The 18,593-nt window shown below is 60.3% G+C and carries 25 protein-coding genes; 14 read left to right on the top strand and 11 right to left on the bottom strand.

Features of this window, described 5'->3' with window-relative positions; genetic code table 11:
- Nucleotides 1-21 precede the first annotated feature (21 nt).
- The 5 genes from EN955_RS04000 to EN955_RS03980 form a co-directional block, all read right to left on the bottom strand.
- Nucleotides 22-588: a hypothetical protein gene (locus tag EN955_RS04000; protein WP_024505502.1), complete on the bottom strand. Its 567-nt coding sequence runs from the start codon at nucleotides 586-588 to the stop codon at nucleotides 22-24.
- A 9-nt stretch (nucleotides 589-597) separates the two neighbouring features.
- The gene (locus tag EN955_RS03995; RefSeq protein ID WP_024505503.1) at nucleotides 598-915 is read right to left on the bottom strand and encodes a hypothetical protein; all 318 of its coding nucleotides are present in this window, start codon (nucleotides 913-915) and stop codon (nucleotides 598-600) included.
- A 55-nt stretch (nucleotides 916-970) separates the two neighbouring features.
- Entirely contained in the window at nucleotides 971-1,267 is a 297-nt protein-coding gene (locus tag EN955_RS03990; RefSeq protein ID WP_024505504.1) for a hypothetical protein, read from the bottom strand.
- 16 nt (nucleotides 1,268-1,283) lie between these two features.
- Nucleotides 1,284-1,847 carry a hypothetical protein gene (locus EN955_RS03985; RefSeq protein ID WP_024505505.1) on the bottom strand — a complete coding sequence of 188 codons (564 nt, stop codon included), beginning with the start codon at nucleotides 1,845-1,847 and terminating at the stop codon, nucleotides 1,284-1,286.
- A 103-nt stretch (nucleotides 1,848-1,950) separates the two neighbouring features.
- The gene (locus EN955_RS03980; protein WP_245467632.1) at nucleotides 1,951-2,253 is read right to left on the bottom strand and encodes a helix-turn-helix transcriptional regulator; all 303 of its coding nucleotides are present in this window, start codon (nucleotides 2,251-2,253) and stop codon (nucleotides 1,951-1,953) included.
- Between the two features lie 36 nt (nucleotides 2,254-2,289).
- On the opposite strand from EN955_RS03980, the gene EN955_RS03975 reads away from it, so the two are divergent.
- From EN955_RS03975 to EN955_RS03965, 3 genes are read left to right on the top strand one after another with little or no spacing between them, the layout of a single operon-like run.
- Nucleotides 2,290-2,538, top strand: a complete 249-nt coding sequence (locus EN955_RS03975; protein ID WP_024505507.1) for a hypothetical protein — start codon at nucleotides 2,290-2,292, stop codon at nucleotides 2,536-2,538.
- The gene (locus tag EN955_RS03970) at nucleotides 2,535-2,930 is read left to right on the top strand and encodes a hypothetical protein (RefSeq protein WP_024505508.1); all 396 of its coding nucleotides are present in this window, start codon (nucleotides 2,535-2,537) and stop codon (nucleotides 2,928-2,930) included. The genes EN955_RS03975 and EN955_RS03970 overlap by 4 nt, the downstream gene beginning before the upstream one ends.
- On the top strand, nucleotides 2,927-3,109 hold the full coding sequence (locus tag EN955_RS03965) for a hypothetical protein (protein ID WP_024505509.1): 183 nt from the start codon (nucleotides 2,927-2,929) through the stop codon (nucleotides 3,107-3,109). The genes EN955_RS03970 and EN955_RS03965 overlap by 4 nt, the downstream gene beginning before the upstream one ends.
- A 416-nt stretch (nucleotides 3,110-3,525) precedes the next feature.
- Here EN955_RS03965 and EN955_RS03955 read toward each other — a convergent pair whose 3' ends face one another.
- From EN955_RS03955 to EN955_RS03945, 3 genes are all read right to left on the bottom strand, one after another.
- Nucleotides 3,526-3,963 carry a pyridoxamine 5'-phosphate oxidase family protein gene (locus tag EN955_RS03955; RefSeq protein WP_024505510.1) on the bottom strand — a complete coding sequence of 146 codons (438 nt, stop codon included), beginning with the start codon at nucleotides 3,961-3,963 and terminating at the stop codon, nucleotides 3,526-3,528.
- 98 nt (nucleotides 3,964-4,061) lie between these two features.
- On the bottom strand, nucleotides 4,062-4,271 hold the full coding sequence (locus EN955_RS03950; RefSeq protein ID WP_024505511.1) for a hypothetical protein: 210 nt from the start codon (nucleotides 4,269-4,271) through the stop codon (nucleotides 4,062-4,064).
- 998 nt (nucleotides 4,272-5,269) lie between these two features.
- Nucleotides 5,270-5,605: a hypothetical protein gene (locus tag EN955_RS03945; protein ID WP_013531580.1), complete on the bottom strand. Its 336-nt coding sequence runs from the start codon at nucleotides 5,603-5,605 to the stop codon at nucleotides 5,270-5,272.
- A 377-nt stretch (nucleotides 5,606-5,982) separates the two neighbouring features.
- Between EN955_RS03945 and EN955_RS03940 the strand changes: the two genes are divergently transcribed.
- The 7 genes from EN955_RS03940 to EN955_RS03910 all read left to right on the top strand — a co-directional run bounded on the left by EN955_RS03940 (nucleotide 5,983) and on the right by EN955_RS03910 (nucleotide 13,618).
- Nucleotides 5,983-7,215, top strand: coding sequence for a septal ring lytic transglycosylase RlpA family protein (locus EN955_RS03940; RefSeq protein WP_024505513.1), 1,233 nt, complete (start codon nucleotides 5,983-5,985; stop codon nucleotides 7,213-7,215).
- Between the two features lie 103 nt (nucleotides 7,216-7,318).
- Nucleotides 7,319-8,485: a D-alanyl-D-alanine carboxypeptidase family protein gene (locus tag EN955_RS03935; RefSeq protein WP_164769871.1), complete on the top strand. Its 1,167-nt coding sequence runs from the start codon at nucleotides 7,319-7,321 to the stop codon at nucleotides 8,483-8,485.
- Nucleotides 8,486-8,625: 140 nt separating this feature from the next.
- The gene (tmk, locus tag EN955_RS03930) at nucleotides 8,626-9,300 is read left to right on the top strand and encodes a dTMP kinase (protein WP_024505515.1); all 675 of its coding nucleotides are present in this window, start codon (nucleotides 8,626-8,628) and stop codon (nucleotides 9,298-9,300) included.
- Entirely contained in the window at nucleotides 9,297-10,352 is a 1,056-nt protein-coding gene (locus tag EN955_RS03925; protein WP_024505516.1) for a DNA polymerase III subunit delta', read from the top strand. The genes tmk and EN955_RS03925 overlap by 4 nt, the downstream gene beginning before the upstream one ends.
- 90 nt (nucleotides 10,353-10,442) lie before the next feature.
- Nucleotides 10,443-11,993: a methionine--tRNA ligase gene (metG, locus tag EN955_RS03920; RefSeq protein ID WP_024505517.1), complete on the top strand. Its 1,551-nt coding sequence runs from the start codon at nucleotides 10,443-10,445 to the stop codon at nucleotides 11,991-11,993.
- On the top strand, nucleotides 11,993-12,787 hold the full coding sequence (locus EN955_RS03915) for a TatD family hydrolase (RefSeq protein ID WP_024505518.1): 795 nt from the start codon (nucleotides 11,993-11,995) through the stop codon (nucleotides 12,785-12,787). The genes metG and EN955_RS03915 overlap by 1 nt, the downstream gene beginning before the upstream one ends.
- Nucleotides 12,788-12,790: 3 nt before the next feature.
- Nucleotides 12,791-13,618 (top strand): MBL fold metallo-hydrolase, encoded by an 828-nt coding sequence (locus tag EN955_RS03910; RefSeq protein ID WP_013531573.1) that lies wholly within the window; start codon nucleotides 12,791-12,793, stop codon nucleotides 13,616-13,618.
- Between the two features lie 4 nt (nucleotides 13,619-13,622).
- Here the strand turns inward: EN955_RS03910 and EN955_RS03905 are convergent, their stop codons facing one another.
- Together EN955_RS03905 and EN955_RS03900 are read right to left on the bottom strand one after the other, a co-directional pair.
- On the bottom strand, nucleotides 13,623-14,384 hold the full coding sequence (locus EN955_RS03905) for a GNAT family N-acetyltransferase (protein WP_013531572.1): 762 nt from the start codon (nucleotides 14,382-14,384) through the stop codon (nucleotides 13,623-13,625).
- 301 nt (nucleotides 14,385-14,685) lie between these two features.
- Nucleotides 14,686-15,168, bottom strand: coding sequence for a RidA family protein (locus EN955_RS03900; RefSeq protein ID WP_024505519.1), 483 nt, complete (start codon nucleotides 15,166-15,168; stop codon nucleotides 14,686-14,688).
- A gap of 193 nt (nucleotides 15,169-15,361) precedes the next feature.
- Here EN955_RS03900 and EN955_RS03895 point away from each other — a divergent pair, with 193 nt between their 5' ends.
- From EN955_RS03895 to EN955_RS03885, 3 genes are all read left to right on the top strand, one after another.
- Nucleotides 15,362-16,054, top strand: coding sequence for a TetR/AcrR family transcriptional regulator C-terminal domain-containing protein (locus EN955_RS03895; protein WP_024505520.1), 693 nt, complete (start codon nucleotides 15,362-15,364; stop codon nucleotides 16,052-16,054).
- 311 nt (nucleotides 16,055-16,365) lie between these two features.
- Entirely contained in the window at nucleotides 16,366-17,337 is a 972-nt protein-coding gene (locus tag EN955_RS03890) for an SDR family oxidoreductase (protein WP_024505521.1), read from the top strand.
- A 40-nt stretch (nucleotides 17,338-17,377) separates the two neighbouring features.
- Nucleotides 17,378-17,527, top strand: coding sequence for a hypothetical protein (locus EN955_RS03885; RefSeq protein ID WP_013531568.1), 150 nt, complete (start codon nucleotides 17,378-17,380; stop codon nucleotides 17,525-17,527).
- Between the two features lie 59 nt (nucleotides 17,528-17,586).
- Here the strand turns inward: EN955_RS03885 and EN955_RS03880 are convergent, their stop codons facing one another.
- A complete protein-coding gene (locus tag EN955_RS03880; protein ID WP_013531567.1) occupies nucleotides 17,587-18,093 on the bottom strand; it encodes a ferritin-like domain-containing protein in 507 nt (168 codons plus the stop codon).
- Between the two features lie 236 nt (nucleotides 18,094-18,329).
- On the opposite strand from EN955_RS03880, the gene EN955_RS03875 reads away from it, so the two are divergent.
- The coding region (locus tag EN955_RS03875; RefSeq protein WP_164769870.1) for an HAD-IIB family hydrolase at nucleotides 18,330-18,593 on the top strand (264 nt) is incomplete at its 3' end.

Genomic DNA, 18,593 nt, shown 5'->3' with positions numbered 1-18,593 from the left:
CGGCTATATGTATGCAGGGCTTTAAGCGGCGATAAGCTTTCCGCCAGCGTGATGGTCGGGGCCGCCATTCGATGCGAACAAACGCGCAATGCGAGCCCACAGCGAAACGGGATCCCGGGCCGCCTCAGTCTTCATTTTCTCAACTTTGAAGTCATCGGCGAGGTTCAGGAAAACCAAGCCGAAAACTAGGCTGGCCATCACATGATGAGTCTGCCGTGCAAGCGCCGGATTGGCACGGCCGAGATTCTTCATTGACTGGGAAATAGGATCCATCCCGTCGTCTTCCGCAGAGGGAGCGTCCTCCTGTCCGTTGACTTGGACGAGAAAGGTCTCGGCAAACGACTTGCCGCGCTTCTTGTCCCCATAAGCCGCAAGCAAAACCAAGATGGCCTGTCGGATCGGCTTAGGAGTGTTCTTGTCGTCAAGCACCGTACCGGCCGAGCTGAACGATTCGAGCAAATCTTCGCGCACGTCGGCGAGGAACTCACACTGATGCTCCAACTCTGTCTTGCGACGGAAAAAATGCACGCCAGCGCCGGCTGCCAAGCCGACAAAGCCGTAGGTAAGCGACGCAGGGTCAAAGCTCATCAGCGCACCTCATTGTGGTCGGGTGTCCCTAAACAAATCGGCTATCTCGTCCTTGGTTGCATGGTCTGCAAGCGTTTTCTGCGCTTTGATCGTGGCAGCTTCTTGGAGGTTCCGCAATCGCTCGCGAGATTGAATGGACAAAAGGGCGTAGCGGAGTAGCACCCATACAGCGGCGAGAACAACGGCTATTCCAGCGGCGCCCCCTAGGCCGACTCCCTCCACCATACCGCCAACGGAGAGGACCGCGATAAGGGCAAACGCGATGAAATCTATGTTGCCCTTGCCGGCCTCAACGATCGCCTTAAGGGTCTCTTCACCGAACGCCATTCGCAGTCTGCCCCCCAGCACGACCCTTTTTGTCTGATTCCGGCCGAGAAATCTATCAGCCAATAGTCCGTTCAATCGTGACCTTCTTCCCGCGGGAAAGAGCGACAAGCAACCCGAGAATGATGTCGCCGAACAGCCAGAGCCAAAGCAGCATCCCGACCGCGAGTGTCCCGCCTATGGCAGTGCCGGCCTGAGATGCAGCGTCGGCCGTCGCCTGGTAGTGCTCACTGGAAATCTTGATGGCGTAGAATATCCACAGACCCATCAGCGCGTTGAAGGCGAGGAACATCCACCAGAAGATCATTCCGAAGAAACCGCGCTTGCGGGTTTCCGTACGTTCAATTCGTGACATAATTTTCCTCTTCCCTTTAAAAAGACTCGACGCTGCCGTCCTCATAGACAATTCGCTTAACGGCAACTTCGGTCTTGGCCGTACTTGCGGTGACTGGACCGATAAGCCTGCTGTACGGATCATCGTGGATGAACGGATTGTCTTCCCAAAAGAAATACGTGTTGCTCGCCGTGGACCCGCCAGGTGGGATGCTTATGTCCAGCTTGCTGTCGTTCACCAAAATCTCGTCGCCGAACGCGTCCTTGATGGTGATCAACATGGCCAAGGCTGAGACACGCTTCGCAGACGAATTTTCAAAGGATAGATATAATTCGATCCTTGGATTATAGATACTTCGCCTCGTGTCCTCCATCTGAACATTGAAGCGTGCTCTGGCCAGTTTAACCGGAGAGTCAGCCACGTTCATCGCCGGCTCAAGTTTGAGCGGCGCCGCTGTTCCATCGGCCTTGAGCGCATCGTAACAAGTTAGTCTGTCTGCGTCGGCGACCAGCTGTCGACAATTCTCTATGTGTTGAAACGACTGGGCATTAGCGCCGCCAACGAATACTAGCGAAAAGATCGCCGAAGCTACCTTGAACATCCCATTCTACTCCCCACCACCACGAACATTTGCGCAATTGGTTGCGCAAAGCAATCCGCCGACGGCGGATCATGATGGGGAGGAAGTCCGGCCGCGCGGAGAACTAGTCTATTTTGCCGCCCTTTTTGAGCCTCACACCGGCGCCGCCGCCATTCTCGGGGATGAACTCAACGCCGGCGGCCTCCAGTGCTCGGGCCAGCGCCTCCTTTGTCAGCACACGCGGTTCACGCGCACCACGTTCGAAATCGACTATGCTTCGATGGCTGACCTTGGACCGCTCCGACAGCATTTCCCTAGACCAATCGACTAGAGCGCGAGCCGCCCGGCATTGTGCTGAAGTGAGCATGAACCTTCCTAAGTTGCAAAAAACATGTTGACACAGAATGCGCAGAGTTGCAAAAAACATGTGCATTCTTGGTTAACATCGCACTGGAGAAAGTCAATGCCGAACACTCACGTTCCGGCCGCCGGCGAAGCTATGCCCGGCGCCGAGGTAATGCCTATCATCGGGCGCTTTTCCCGCCGGCCGATCGTGATCATGGGTGACGTCACGATCGCCGCGGCCGCAATGCAGATCGAGCGAGACGCCGCCTCGATCGCCTCTTCCTTGGCGATGATCCATGGCGGACGGTGCCGCGTCCAGATCGATCATGAGACCGGATTTGTTTTAGTCGTGCGGAGGTCATCATGACCGCGCACACACCTATCCTGCAGCCTCTAGGCATGCCGAAGGGGATGGACCCGCGCATATGGCGCCAATCGGTCGAGACGCGCCTGAACGACCTCCTAGACCGCGCCATGGCCCTGATCACCGCGCTCGACATGATGGAAGTCGATTGCGACCTCGAGGACACGGCCGACGACGAGCCGTCCCTTGGCTGGGGACATCGCGCCGGGCAATCGTTCCTGTCTGCCACCGCGCCGAACCTGCCTCCCGGCGACGTGCTCGACCTCGAGTTGGACAACTGCGACGACGAGGAGGGCGGCGATCTGGAGGGTTACTGTCCCGGTGACTATGGCGAAGTCATCATGTGGCCGGATGATCTGGAATCGCAAGAGACGCTGGTGAGGAGCGGGCTATGACCGCGCCAAAACTCTCCGCGGCGATAGAGCCGAACAACGACATGATAGTCGTGCCGTTCCACTACGCCTACCGCAACATCTTCGGCATGATGCCTATCCGCGCCGACGTCGATTTCATGCTCGTCTCGCCGTCGAGCTATGACCCGAAGCACTACCCGCCAGGCTCTTGCATTCAATAGTCCGACGCCCGATCAATTGGCCCGCCGCCTCACGGTCGCGGGCCTCTATTCTTTGTGTTGAACGATGTAGCTATTGCTGATGGCTTTGCTCCCAACGCCCCGCGTGACAACAACGGTGGTGTACCCGGCGGGCAGTGAACCGGTGACAGTCTCGTCGACAGGATGGCAACGTCCGACGATTTCCCCATTTGGCGCACCTGCGAGCCTGTCTTTCAGAGATGCCAGACATACGTCAAGCGACGCATATGTGGTCGGCGCGGCCTCAATGGGCTTGCAGACGGCAGGCTCGCCAGGGCTGCAAGATAGTAAAAGCAGTACTGCTGCGGTTGCCGGATCCATTGTCAAAGCTCCACTGAGACGAGCCTCAACGCCGATAGACGGCCTTTGTTGCACAGACAGCCCCGGCGGCGGCCCCTCTATTTCGCAAGCGAGTCGCCGGACAGCTCAAAAACCATCGGCTCGCCTCTGAAATCGGAATAGCGAATCCATTGGGGCGAAATCGTAAAGAGTTGCGCCCCTTGCTTTAGAAACTCCGCTTCAAGCGGACAGTTGGCAACGTGAGCATCTCTCAACCGCTGCAATTCGTTAGCCTTGGCAGGTCGGGCCAGGCCTTCAATTTGAACCGTCACGTTTTCGTCCCAGCCGATCACCATGGCGATCCGACTGTCTCGTTTAATATTTGCCAGCTTCCGACTTCCGGGAAAGCTGTCGAACACGATGTTGAGGTCGTCGCCCAACGTCACCTGAATGACGGCTGCCTCTGGAGACCCGTCCGGATGCACGGTGCTGATAGCCCCAAGCTTATGCCTAGCCAGAAAATCCCGAACAAGTTGCCGTCGCTCGTCCCCGTGCATTAACGTGTCCTCCCCGCGCGAATGCCGCGACGTTACTACTGCACCCAATCCGTTCTAGCTGGACGCCCGCTGCCTCACGGCGGCGGGCCATTTTGGGCCTAATTGTCGTATTCCTTCAAAAGCCCTTCAAGCTCAGCCTTCAATTCCTTGTTGTCTGCGAGGATGGTGTCTGTCGTGTCTACAGACGGCCCATTGTCATGCTTCGAGTAGAAGCGGGCCTTTCCAGCTTCGATCATCTCGATCCGGGCGTTCAAACTGACCACCTCTTTCTTCATCCAGGCGATATGGTTTTCTAACATGGTGGCCATTCTGCTTCTTCCTCCGTTGTTCCCTCTGCCGAAAATGGCGGGCGTTTCAATGGCTGGCGTTCGACTTCCCCTCGCTTACTCCGGTGTCGTAAACCAGCGCCGCAGCTAGGGTGCTAGTCACGGCAGCTCCGATCAACAGGCCGCTACGTTCACTCATTCCGAGGGCCTGCAGCAGAAAGCCCAAGCCGGCGCAGCCAACCAACGTTGCGATGCCGCACGCCACGGCATATTGCCACCCTGACTTGTTCAAAAGCTTCCCTCCCATGTCGCGTCCATGTCGCACGGACTAGCCGATACTCGCAGGAAACCCTTGGAAATCAAATGCACGAACAGGCAGCGAACAAACTGCTACACTTTTTGCAACGCAACGCTACGGTATGAGGCGGGACGGTGTAGCACGTTGGCGCCCTCGCCATAGCGCAAAGCCATGACAGGCAAGGATTTGGCAGCACTAGAGGGGAAGGGCAGGGACGCCGTCGAGCGAATTTCAAGACCGGTGCCTTAAACCGCTCGGCCATTCCTCCATCGTGGTTTTTCAACCATTTGGGCAGCGCGGGGCCAACTCGTTTGGCCTGCGGCACCGGATTGGCACCGAAGGCGCTCCCGGCTGGTTCACGCCTCATTCCTGTAAAGCGGCATTGAGGGCTGCGTCAACCACCACTGTGTCGGTTCCTGCCGTCCTGGCAGGCTCTGAGTTTGTCGGAATCGAGCACCGGAACTCGCTATCCCATTGGTGCATGATGAAGAAGGAGCCCGCCGACTGGCGATGTACAGGTTTGCGCGCGAACACAAAAAGCCTGACGCTGGAGGGCTTTCGTGCAGGCCCAACCGAGGGCGCGACCTACCGACCAAGCCATCCTCGGAATTGGGCGGAGGGAATCCCTACGGGTCAGCCTCTTGGGACAGCTGCGGTATCCCGCAGAATTTAACTTTCGCCAAGGGAACAGCTACTGGTGAGGAAGGCCGAAGCTGCAAATCGGCTCCGGCCTGTACGGTCCTCAGTCTTTGCAATTTTCGTCCGCCTTTGCCGCCGCGGCCTTATCACCGTGCTGCTGCGCCTCGATGTCCTGCTGCGAGGTTGCAAGGTTTTTGTCGCCGCCGCCTTCAGCGCCCGCCAATGGCATCGTGGTGCCATCCTTGGCGGCTGGCTTGTTCGCGTTGCCCATGGCCTTCGGAGTCTCTAAAGGCGCGTGGGTTCCATCTTTCGAAATACCGGCGGTCTGTCCGGCATCGGTCCCGGTGTTCGAAGCTGACTTGTCCGGACATGCGGCGATCGCAGACCCGGCAGAAAGCGACATCGCGATCGCGACCATCAATGAAGTCATTTTCATCATGCTCGTCCTTCTGTTCGAGTGCCCTGCGGATGAAACTAGCGGCGCATTTCTTTGTTCCGGCGGTCGGTCCGCTGCCCGACAAAGCCCGGTCAACCGGCAGACACGGCGGGCAGGAGCGAAGCCAGGCTTTCTGTGGCAGAGGGCATCACATCTCTCGCGTGGAAGCACGAAAACCGTTACTTTTCAGAGAGCTCTTACGGCGGAGACGCCACAATCTTGCCCGGTTGCGGCCACAATCGGTTAATACCGTGATAAGCAATTCCTGCGCACAAAGGATCGGGGTTTTAAGCGTCGTTGGTATTGTCGGGTGAGTGTTTTGGCTCCTCTGGTGGTTGAACGTGACGCCTTGAGTTGAGACTGAAGGGGACATCAGGAAAATGCAGGCTGTGACGCCACCGCGTCTTCGTCGCGCTGCTACCGTCGCGTTGTTCGCCATGTCGGCCGCCTTGCTGGCTGCCTGCGCGTCGCAGCCTGAGCCGAAAGCGATGGTCAACAAGAAGACCCGCTCCAAGGAATATTTCGCCGAATCCGAATATGGCGTGAAGGCAAGCCCGCGTGTGATCTCCCGGAACGGGCGCATCCAACGTGGCGGCGGCAGGGATCAGCTTGGCAAACCCTATCAGGTCCGCGGCAAGTGGTATTACCCGAAGGAAGACAAGCGTTACGCCAAGGTCGGCCTCGCCTCCTGGTATGGCGACGCCTTCCATGGCCGGCTTACCGCCAATGGCGAAGTCTATGACATGACCCATCTGACGGCGGCGCACCCGACCATGCCGCTGCCAAGCTATGCCCGCGTCACCAATCTCAAGACCGGCAGTTCGGTCATCGTTCGCGTCAACGATCGCGGCCCATATCACGAAGGCCGCATCATCGACGTATCGGAGCGCGCTGCCCAGATGCTTGACTATGCCAACACCGGCACCGCTCAGGTAAAGGTCGAATATGTCGGCCGCGCGCCGCTCGACGGCGATGACGACCAGTATCTGATGGCCTCCTATCATCCCGGCAACAGGGCGCCGGACCCGTCGGATGGACTGCCGACCGGCGTCATGGTCGCCATGAACGGGCCGTCGCCAAGCCTGCCTGCCGGCACTGCTGCCGTGCCGTTTCCGGGCCAGTTGACCGATTCCGGTTCTGTCCAGCCGATCATGTCGACGCAGTCGTCGGCCTATGGCGATCTGGCGCTTCCGGATTTCGGCCCGATCGTGCCGGAGCGTCCGCAGATCAATCTGCCGCCGCAATCGCCGTTTGCCGTGGCCTCGCTGTCCTATGCCGACGAGCGGGTCGAACGCGCCTCAAATGCCTTCGCCGCGATGGGTGGCGACGGCATGTCGCCGGCCGATGTGCTCCAATCATGGAAACGGCAGCCGCCAACGGCCGGTCCGTCCACTGACTACGTCGCGGCTGGTTCGTTCGAGGATGCAGCGGAGGCCAAGCGTGTTGCCGCTCAGCTTGCCGCATACGGAAAGATCGAGATCCAGCGTTCGGAACTCGATGGCGAGGATTGGTATTCGGTCAATCTCTATCCCGATGGCCACCGCAATCTCGATGATTTGCTGCAGGCTGCCTGGTCGCATGGCGCGCCCGATGCACTGGCTGTGCGCAACTGAGCGCAAGCCTGGTGGGATTTCCGCTGCGCGGTTGATCCGCCGCGCAAAAAGCCTGATACTTTTCGCGGGCTTGCCGGCGGTGCCGGCCAACGGGTCGAACATCATGCAATTTCGCTTGCTCCCGCCTCTCGCCGGGCTTCTGGTTTTTGGCTTGCTGCTGTTTTTCCAGGCTCCGGCCGGTGCACAGCTGTTCGAGACCAAGGCCGCGCAGGCCTTCATGATCGATGCCGAGACCGGGACGGTGCTGTTTTCCAAGGAGGCCGACAAGCGGATACCGCCGGCCTCGATGGCCAAGCTGATGACCATGGAAGTGGTTTTCAACGCCATCAAATCCGGCCGCCTAAAGCTCGACGATACGTTCGTGGTCAGCGAGAACGCCTGGCGCAAGGGTGGTGCGCCTTCGGGAACATCGACGATGTTCGCCAAGCTCAAGTCGTCGATCCGGCTCGAAGACCTGATTCAGGGCGTGACCGTGCAGGCGGCCAATGACGGCTGCATCGTCATCGCCGAAGGCATGTCGGGATCCGAAGACAATTTTGCCGCGCAGATGACCGAACGCGCCCGCCAGATCGGCCTCAAGACGTCGACTTTCGTCAATTCGACCGGCCTGCCGGCGGATGGCCAGCAGACGACCGTGCGCGAGCTGGCGCAGCTCGCCCTGCACCTGTGGCGCGAATATCCGGATTTCTATCGCTATTATGCCCAAAAGGATTTCACCTGGAACAAGATCTCACAGAGGAACCGCAATCCGCTGCTGGCGATGGACATCGGCGCCGACGGCCTGGCAGTCGGGGCGAGCGAGGCAGCCGGTTTCGGCATCGTCGGTTCGCTCAGCCACAATGGCACCCGCGTGATCGCGGCGATGAGCGGGCTGGCCTCGGACAAGGAGCGCGCCGAGGAAGCGCGAAAGCTGCTCGACTGGGGTGTCCGCTCCTTCGAGAAGACTGAAATTTTCGCCAGGGACGAGGTGGTTGGAGAAGCCCAGGTTTTCGGCGGCGCCAAATCCGGGGTGACGCTGAAGGCAAAGGGACCGATCGACATCTTCCTGCCGATCACCAACCGCGACAAGCTGACGGCCAGGATCGTCTATGACGGCCCGGTTGCAGCACCGGTGGAGGAGGGGCAGCCGGTGGGTGCGCTGCGCGTCTGGATCGGCGATACGCTGAGCCAGGAGACGCCGCTTTTCGCAGCCGAATCGATCGGCGTCGGCACGCTGCCGCAGCGCGCGCTCGATGCCGTCAAGGAACTGGCGGTCGGCTGGCTGCGCTAACGCATGTCGCTCAAAACCAGCCATGGTTTTGGGGAACGGCATGCATAAGGGCAAAAAATTGACGGCATGGACGTTTGACCCAACGCGGACTATCTAGAGCGCTACAATCCCATTCAGCCATGGACAAGAAGGCCTCTCGGTTGGCACGCGGTTTTTTCATCACCTTCGAAGGCGGCGAGGGGGCAGGCAAGTCGACGCAGATCGAGCGGCTGGCCAGGAAGATGCGCGCCAAGAAATACGACGTGCTGCTTACCCGCGAACCCGGCGGCTCGCCGGGCGCCGAAGCGGTCAGGCACGTATTGCTTTCAGGCGCCGCCGAACCGTTCGGGCCGAAGATGGAAGCGCTGCTGTTCGCCGCCGCGCGGTCCGATCATGTCGAGCAGGTGATCCGGCCGGCGGTCGAGCGTGGCTCCATCGTGCTTTGCGACCGCTTCCTCGATTCCTCACGCGTCTATCAGGGCGTCACCGGCGGCATCGATCCGGCATTCATGGATGCGCTGGAACAGGTCGCCATCAACGGCATGATGCCGGACATGACGCTGATCTTCGACATCGACCCAGCGGAAGGCCTGAGGCGCGCAACGCTGCGGCGCGGCGCGGAGGCAGTCGCCGACCGTTTCGAAAAGGAGACGCTGGCGATCCACCGGGCCCGCCGCGAGGCGTTTCTGGCGATCGCCAAGGCCGAGCCGGAGCGCTGCATCGTCGTCGACGCAGCCGCCGAGCCCGACGCGGTTGAGAACGTCGTCACCGCGGCAGTGTTCGCGGCGCTGGCGGCGAGAGCGCCGGCACGCGACAGGCAGGCGACGCCGGCATGATCTTCGAGCGCATCGCACCCGAGCAGCACGACACGCTCGACGGCGTGCCGGAGCCCTCCGAAACGCCCCTTCTGGTCGGGCACGGCCAGGCTGCAGGCGTGCTCACCGCCGCCTATCGCGCCGGCAAGCTGCCGCATGCGCTGATCTTTTCCGGGCCAGTCGGCATCGGCAAGGCGACGCTCGCCTTCCACCTTGCGCATCATCTGCTGAAGCACCCGGATTTCGCGCAGGCGCCGGAAAGCCTTGCCGCTCCCGATCCGGCGTCGTCGCTGTTTCGCCAGATCGCCACCGGGGCGCATCCTTCCGTGCTGCACCTGACCCGGCCGCTGAACGACAAGACCAAGAGTTTCAAGACGGTCGTCACCGTCGATGAGATCCGCAAGGTCAGCCGCTTCCTGTCGCTGACCTCGCATGACGGCAGCTACCGGGTCGTCATCGTCGACCCCGCCGACGACATGAACACCAATGCCGCCAATGCCTTGCTGAAAAATCTTGAAGAGCCGCCGGCACGGACGCTGTTCATCCTGATTGTCCACGCGCCGGGCAGTCTGCTGCCGACGATCCGGTCGCGCTGTCAGGTGGTGCGATTGAACCCGCTCGACGCCGACGACCTGATGACGGTGCTGGAAACGACCGAGCCGGCGCCGCCTGAGGATCCGGCGGCGCGCGCGGCACTGGCCGAGCGGGCAGGGGGCAGCGCCCGCACCGCGATCCTCTTGACGCAGTATGGCGGGTTGGAGATCGCTTCGACGCTCGACGCTCTGGTCACCGGGAAAAAGAGCGATGTCGGCGGCGCGTTCCGCCTCGCCGAAGCCGTGGCCGGCCGCGATCAGGCGATCCAGTTCGATATCTTCAACCGCCGGGCGCTAGACCTGTTGTCGGACGCGGCAAGTCAGGCAGCACTGGCTGGCGATCTCGCACGAGCCAAAACGCTGTCGGACACTTGGCATGAGGCGCTGGACGCTATATCTGAGACCGATACTTACAATCTCGATAAGAAGCAGCACGCCTTGATCATGATCGACCGCCTGAATTCTGCAATGCGAATGTGACTGGGTTTCCTGGATCGGGATGGCAAATGCTGCCTCGATACGATATCCACCGCCACGCCTTTCCATTCAGACATTCATGACGGTTCATTCATGTCACGCGACAAATTCTACATCACCACCCCGATCTTTTATCCGAACGGCAAGCCGCATATCGGCCACGCCTATACGGTCATTGCAACCGACGCCCTGGCACGCTTCCAGCGCCTGGACGGCAAGGACGTCTTCTTCCTGACCGGCACCGACGAGCATGGCCTGAAGATGCAGCAAACGGCCGAGAAGGAAGGCATAACGCCACTGGCGCTGGCCGACCGCAATTCGGCGATTTTCCGCGCAATGACCGAGGCGATGGGCGGCTCGAATGACCAATACATTCGCACGACCGAACCGCGCCACTACGAATCCTGTCAGGCGATCTGGAAAGCGATGGCCGCCAATGGCGACATCTATCTCGACCGCTATAGCGGCTGGTATTCGGTGCGCCAGGAAGCCTATTTCGACGAGAGCGAGACGACGCTCGGCGACGACGGCGTGCGCCGCGAACCGCTTGGGTCGCCGGTCGAATGGAACGAGGAAGAAAGCTATTTCTTCCGGCTTTCCGCCTATCAGGACAAATTGCTGGCGCTTTATGAGAGCCAGCCCGACTTTGTCGGTCCGACCGAGCGCCGCAACGAGGTGCTCAGCTTCGTCAAGTCGGGGCTGAAGGATCTGTCGATCTCGCGCACGACCTTCAAATGGGGCGTGCCGGTGCCAGGCGACGACAACCATGTGATGTATGTCTGGGTCGACGCCTTGACCAACTACATCACCGCCGCCGGCTATCCCGACACAAAGGCCGAGCAATGGCACTATTGGCCGGCCACGCACATCATCGGCAAGGACATTGTCCGCTTCCATGCGGTCTATTGGCCGGCATTTCTGATGTCGGCGGGCATCGAGTTGCCAAAGCGCGTTTTCGCGCATGGCTTCCTGTTCAACCGCGGCGAGAAGATGTCGAAATCTGTTGGCAACGTCGTCGATCCATTCGCGATGGTCGAGCACTACGGTCTCGACCAGGTGCGCTACTTCTTCCTGCGCGAGGTGCCGTTCGGTAACGATGGCAGCTACAGCCATGACGCGATCGTCAACCGCACCAATGCCGATCTTGCCAACGGCCTCGGCAACCTGGCGCAGCGCTCGCTGTCGATGATCGCCAAGAACTGCGGCGGCGTGGTGCCGCAGCGCGGCGAGCTGACGGATGCAGACAGAGCGATCCTGGATCAGGCCGCCGCCGCGCTCGACACCGCGCGCAAGGCGGTCGCCGAGCAGGGCATCCATCTGGCGCTGGCAGCGATCTTCGGCGTGGTGGCGGAAGCCGATCGCTACTTCGCCGGCGAGGCACCATGGGCGCTGAAGAAGACCAACCCGGCGCGCATGGAAACGGTGCTATGGACGACCGCCGAAGTCGTGCGCCGCGTGGCGGTGCTGTGTCAGCCCTTCACTCCGGGCTCGGCCGCGAAACTGCTCGACCTGCTGGCGGTGCCGGCGGAGAGCCGCGATTTCGCGCATGTCCACGCGGACCATGCGCTGGTGCCGGGTACTGCGTTGCCCGTACCGGAAGGCGTGTTTCCGCGTTACGTCGAACAGCCGGACGCGAACGTCTGATGCTCGTCGACAGCCACTGCCATCTGGATTTTCCAGATTTCGCCGAGGAGCGGGCGGCCATCGTCGCCCGCGCTTTAGCCGCCGGAATTGGCCGTATGGTGACGATCTCGACACGCGTGAAGCGTTTTCCGCAAGTACTTGAGATCGCTGAAATTTTCGACAGAGTCTATTGCTCTGTCGGCACTCATCCGCACAATGCGGCCGAAGAACTGGATATCACGGTCGAGGAGCTTGTGCGGCTATCCGCGCACCCGAAAGTAGTGGCCATCGGCGAGGCCGGTCTCGACTATTTTTACGACAAGGCGCCACGCGATGCACAGGCGCAAGGCTTTCGCAATCACATCGCCGCCGCCCGTGAAACGGGGCTGCCGCTGGTCATCCATTCGCGCGATGCCGATGCCGACATGGCTGATATTCTCGAGGACGAAACAGGGAAGGGCGCCTTCCCCTTCATCCTGCATTGCTTTTCTTCCGGGCGCCGGCTTGCCGAGGTGGGCGTCGCTCTCGGTGGCTACGTGTCGTTCTCGGGCATCCTGACCTTCAAGAATTCAGCTGAGTTGCGTGCCATTGCCGCCGATGTCCCGCATGCCCGATTGCTGGTCGAAACCGATGCGCCCTATCTGGCGCCCGTGCCGTTTCGCGGCAAACGCAACGAGCCCGCCTATGTCGCCCATACCGCCAAGGTGCTGGCCGAAACGATCGGGGTAAGCAAAGCTGAAATCGCCGATCTGACCACAGATAATTTCTTCCGGCTGTTCGGCAAGATGCCGCGGCCTGCAGAGCAAAGTGCCTGAACGATGACTGACCGGCTGCGCCTCACCATTCTCGGCTGCGGCTCGTCCCCAGGTACGCCGCGCATCACCGGCGATTGGGGCAATTGCGACCCCGACAACCCCAGGAACCGGCGCACCCGTGCCGCCGCGCTCGTCGAGCGGATCGCGGCGAACGGCAGCCGAACGACTGTCGTCATCGACACGGGGCCGGATTTTCGGCAGCAGATGCTGCTGGCCGGCGTTAAACGTGTCGATGCGGTCGTCTATACCCACCCGCATGCCGACCATATCCATGGCATCGACGATCTGCGCGGTTTCGTCCTCGATCAGCGCCAGCTCATCGACGTCCATGCCGACAGGGCGACGATGCTTCGGCTGCGGGAAGCGTTCGGATACTGTTTCGAGACGCCGCAAGGCAGCTCCTATCCGCCGATCGTCAGGCCGCATCTCATCGACCACACCAGGCCGGTGGTCGTTGAAGGAGAGGGGGGTACCCTCACCCTCGAGCCGCTGCCGCAGATCCACGGCGACATCGTATCGCTCGGTTTCCGCATTGGCGGTCTCGCCTATTGCCCCGACATCAGCGACTTTCCGGAACCCACCGCCGAACGGCTGGGCGACCTCGACGTGCTGATCATCGACGCGCTGCAGTACCGGACGCATCCAAGTCATCTGTCACTTGGCGAAGCGCTTGAATGGATCCAGCGGCTGGCGCCGATACATGCGGTGCTGACACATATGCACGTGCCGCTCGACTACGTCTCGGTGATGGCCGAGACACCAGCCAATGTCGAACCCGCCTATGACGGCATGGTTATAGAAATCCCTTATGAATCAGCACGATGCGAATAGAGCTTCATGAGGGCTTTCGGCTCCTTGGTGCAAATATCAGCAGCGTTCCGATCCGCTCGTAGCCCATCCGAGGATAAAGCAGCGCCCCGGCATGGGTTGCTGCCAGCACCGAGTACCTTGAACCGCGCGCGCGATCGTCGTGCAACATTTTCGATATCAAAGCCTGACCAATGCCGCGACGCCGGTGCGACGGCTCGACATACATGCTCGAACACCAGGTGGCTCCCACGGCATCCAGGCTGCGAACGCGCCCAACGATGTCGGCGCCATCGATTGCCACATACTGGCGGAACGGCGCGGTGTCGCCGAGCAAATCGTCTGGGATCGGCTGCCGGCGGATGATCTTTCCCAACTGTGCCGCCCGTTCGGCCGTCTGCACGCGTTCGACCGAAGCAACCGATGGCGGGTTCGGAATCCGGTGCAATCGGTGGACGAAAAAGCCTTCGGTCCGCAGCAGCCGGTAGCCGAGAGCTTTGTAGGCGGTTCGTGTCGGCCCGTCCGGATCGTCGTTCGCGATCACAACGGAAATGGCAAAGCCCGGCCGTGCATGCTGCCGCACGACGGCATCGGTCTCTTGAGCGGCGACGTCATGGACGACCCATTCTTCGCCGCGGTAATCGCGAGGATTCTTGCGTTCGGCATCGCGCATCAGCCACAATGGTCCAACCCGGCTGGCCTCGTAAGGAAAGGTGCGGCTCCTGTCAGCGCTGAAGCCATGCACGAACACTTCGATTGCCGCTTCGATCTCGCTGTTTGCCATCTTCATTTCGACAGCCTAGCGTTGGCGATCCGCTCAAGGCAATACGCCACAATCGGCTCAAGCCTATGAGAACCAGCGGCAATTTACAGTTCTTGGCCCATGCGTTAGTTCCATAATCTATCTTATGCGACTTTTGGATACGGCGAGCGGCATGGATGCGGCGGTCCCCGACTTCACTTTCCAGTTCCCTTGGAGGCTTCAGCCTGGAGACACGTCAGGCTTGCAAACATCGGCTCGATATTGTGAGCGCGCAGCCGTCGGCAGCGCGCTCGACTCTTTGTTCGAACGATCGGGTCAATCGGAGCGACTATTCCAGAATAACGGTGGCCTCCACCTCGAAAAGAATGGGATCGATTGCAAGCTTGGGAACGGGAACCAGAGTCTGCGCCGGCAGCGCCTCGCCGAACATGTCCTTGACGTTCCTGGTCAACACCTCGAGCTTGGACATGTCGTGGTCGACCACGAAGACCGTGAGCTTCGCCACCTGATCCGGCCTGGCGCCGATGCCCTCAAGCGCAGCATGCAAATTTGCGTAGGCCTGCTTCACCTGGACGGCGAAATCCGGTGACAAGGCTCCTGTGCTGTCTTGGCCGCCCTGCCCGGAGATGTAGGCGATCCGAGCTCCGAGCGGTGCGATTACGGCGGTGCTGTAGCCATTCGGCGACGGGTCGTAGAGCGCCTGTGGATTGACAATAGTCAGCTTGAACTCGTTCGCCGGCGACGCAGTGGGGACTGCAATGGTCATGATGATTAGCCCTCCGATAAGCAGATGCTTGATTGCGCGTGACATGGTTTTTCGCTTGGCTCCGCAGCCTGCGAGCAACCCTACCCTGGCGCCTGCAGATTGAACTTTAACCTAATCGCTACGTGAATCGTGCGATGTACGAGTCATCGTATGGTACGTCGTACGAGTCAATCGTTCAAGATCGACATTTGTCGCGTTGCCGGTCAAAATCGATGTTCTGAAAAAGCGAGGACGACGGATGGTAGCCAAACGCAGCGGCGCCCGGAGCAAAGGAGATCAACAGAGCGTGTCGCTCCAGCCCGTGCAGCAAGCGAGCAGCGAGCCGCCGCTGTCTCGAGAGCGTATCGTGGCGACCGCGGTGGAACTGCTGGACGCCCAGGGCATAGACGGATTGACAATGCGTCGGCTGGCCGATCGCCTCGGCTCGGGTGTGATGAGTCTATATTGGCACGTCGACAACAAGGAGGATGTCTTTGATCTAGCAGTCGATTCGGTGCTCGAACATCGCGGATCGCCTGAAACAGGTGAGTCTCCGGACTGGCGCGGAGACGTCGTTCATATGCTCGAAGACTGGCGCGCCAGAATGTTGCGCCATCCTTGGTCGGCATCGCTGTTGCGGCGCCGGGCGCTCGGTCGGAACATTCTCGGTCGCCTGGAAATGCTGAGCAAGACCTTGTCCAGAGCCGGTGTTGCGGACGCGGATCTGAACGCCGCGATATGGTCGCTCTGGAACTATGTGATGGGCGCTACCCTCACCCGGGCAAGCTTCGACCTCTCGGAAGAAGACAGGGCAGCCGCACAGCAGCGTCTTACACATCTCAGCGAACACTACCCGACAATCGAACGCTCTCGTCTGCTGTTGGACAACGATTGGGATGGCGCCTTCCGAAGAGGCCTCGACTTCCTGCTCGACGGCCTCTCGCCAAGATAGAATTCCGGCGCTCCGCCCGGAGCAGACCGGATGGCGCTGCTTTGCGCATGCCAGTTTGACGCAAGTGCTTCCCAGTCCACATCGTCACGTTTGGCTCGCCGCCAGGGCGGCGCAGCAGCGGGCAAGCCCCAGGTGCTCGATCCCATCGCGGCGGTGGCTGGTGCGGCTGCATTGCAGCTGAATTGTTGCAGTTGGCGATGTCGTCGCCACGCATTGCCAACCGCTGGTCGGAATCCTCTCTGCAGTCGATCTTTTGCGCAAACCTTTTTGGCCGACATGCGTTGTTTTCTCTCCAAGCCAAGGAGACGATCATGCAGATGAAGTCGGAAATAGCCGGTGAAGCGGCCAAGCAGCGCCATATCCAACGTGGCATCGATGCCAAGGACAAATCGAAAGGCGATGGGAAGCTGCAAGGCGCCATGCAGGCTGGCGCCCGCGAATATCCCGAGCCCCCTTTCCCTGAGCAACATCAGCCCAAACCGGGACATGAATGGGCCATAGAGCCGGCGCCGCTGTACGATGCGCCTTACTATCTCGGATCGAAAAAACTCAACCAAAAGGTAGCGCTCATCACGGGCGGCGATTCGGGCATCGGCCGCTCGGTGGCGGTGTTGTTCGCCCGCGAGGGCGCCGACGTCGCGATCGTCTATCTGGCCGAGGACAAGGACGCTGAAGAGACCAAATCCGCGGTGGAAAAGGAGGGACGACGCTGCCTCCTGGTCAAGGCCGATGTCAGCGAACGCAGCCACTGCCACAAGGCGGTCATGGAGACCGTTGAAAAATTCGGCCGCATCGACGTGCTGGTCAACAATGCTGCGTTCCAGATCCATTCCAGCGACTTCGGCGAGCTCACCGAAGAACATTTCGACACGACGTTGAAGACCAATCTTTACGGCTATTTTCATATGGCGCAGGAAGCGGTGCCGCACATGAAACCCGGTTCGGCGATCATCAACACCGGTTCGGTAACCGGTATCGACGGTTCAAAACAGCTGGTCGACTATTCGATGACCAAGGGCGGCATCCATGCTTTCACGCGGGCCCTGTCGGGCAATCTCATCGGCAAGGGCATAAGGGTGAATGCGGTAGCACCGGGTCCGGTGTGGACGCCGCTCAATCCGTCGGACAAGGAAGCTGACGACGTCTCGAAATTCGGCGCCGACACGCCAATGAAACGACCAGCGCAACCGGAAGAGCTCGCGCCGGCCTATGTGTTCCTCGCTTCGCCGCATTGCTCGAGCTACATCACCGGCGAGATCTTGCCCGTCGTCGGAGGGTACTGAGGATGGCCGAAACGAAGTCCGCAACGAAGGAGTAGGATGGATGGGCCGTCTGCTTTTCATGGTGGCGTTCGCTTGTGTAGCGTATCGCATCTACACGGAAACCGCAGGGTCTGCTCGGCATGTGCCGCAGGATGACGGTGAGGCGCTGCGCAAGCAATCAGCGGCACTGGGCGTCGACCCGTCTCGCTGACGGGATGGAACCTACCGGCAATCCGGCCGGCCGAGTTACCAGCCGGCCGGATTGCAGCCTTATTCGGCTGCCTGCAGGTTGATCTTGCTTTCCGCCATTTCGGTGAGCTTGCGATCTGTCGCCTGCTCTTCCTTGAGATTCTTGGCCAGCACATTGGCGCAGTCGGTGCGGCCAAGCTGCTTTGCCCAGGCGATGAGCGTGCCGTAGCGCGTCATCTCGTAGTGTTCGACGGCCTGCGCCGAAGCAATCAGCGCCGCGTCGAGAACCTCCTTGTCATCGACGTCACCGCTCACGTCGTCGGCCTCCTCGAGAATGCCGTCGATTGCCGGACAGTTGACCTCCTTGGCCTTGACGCCATGCAACTCAAACACCTGTTCGACGCGCTCGACATGGCCTCTCGTCTGATCGAGGTGCTTTTCAAATCCGGCTTTCAATTGCGGGTCGGTTGCCTTGTCGATCATCTTCGGCAGCGCTTTCTCGATCTGCTTTTCGGCGTAATAGATGTCGCGCAGCGTGTGCACGAAGAGATCGTCGAGTGTCTTTATGTCCTTCGAAAAGAAGCCCATGGCCTTACCTTTCATTGCGCTTGGTGTGGATTTCGGCGACGGGGTTTGCGCCGCCAACAAAGACCGGGACGGTTCCCGGCTTGTCTGGTCAACGTGCCGGCACCGAAGGAGTTCCTGATTTCCGAGGGCGGACCCGTTCCCCCTTCTCCAAGACCTGCGATCCGGTCGGTGGGGAGCCTTTGTCTCGATCACACGTTCTAGTCGCAGAGCAATCGGAACCGAGAAGGGTTGGCGGAATGTATTTCATTGCATTGGCGACTGACTATGACGGCACGCTGGCTCATGATGGGGTCGTCGCCAAGAAAACGCTCACTGCGCTTGAGCGGTTCAAGAAAAGCGGCCGCAAGCTGGTTCTCGTCACCGGGCGTGAACTGCCCGATCTCAAGGGCGTCTTTCCCGAGCTTAGCCTCTTCGACAAGGTCGTCGCTGAGAATGGCGCGATGATCTACACGCCGGCCAGCGAGGAAGAGCGGGTGATCGCCCCGCCGCCCGAGCCCAAA

It is taken from the genome of Mesorhizobium sp. M7A.F.Ca.CA.001.04.2.1, assembly GCF_003998485.1.
GTDB classification, from domain to species: Bacteria; Pseudomonadota; Alphaproteobacteria; order Rhizobiales; family Rhizobiaceae; genus Mesorhizobium; species Mesorhizobium ciceri.
This window is presented reverse-complemented; position numbering and strand designations above follow the sequence as displayed.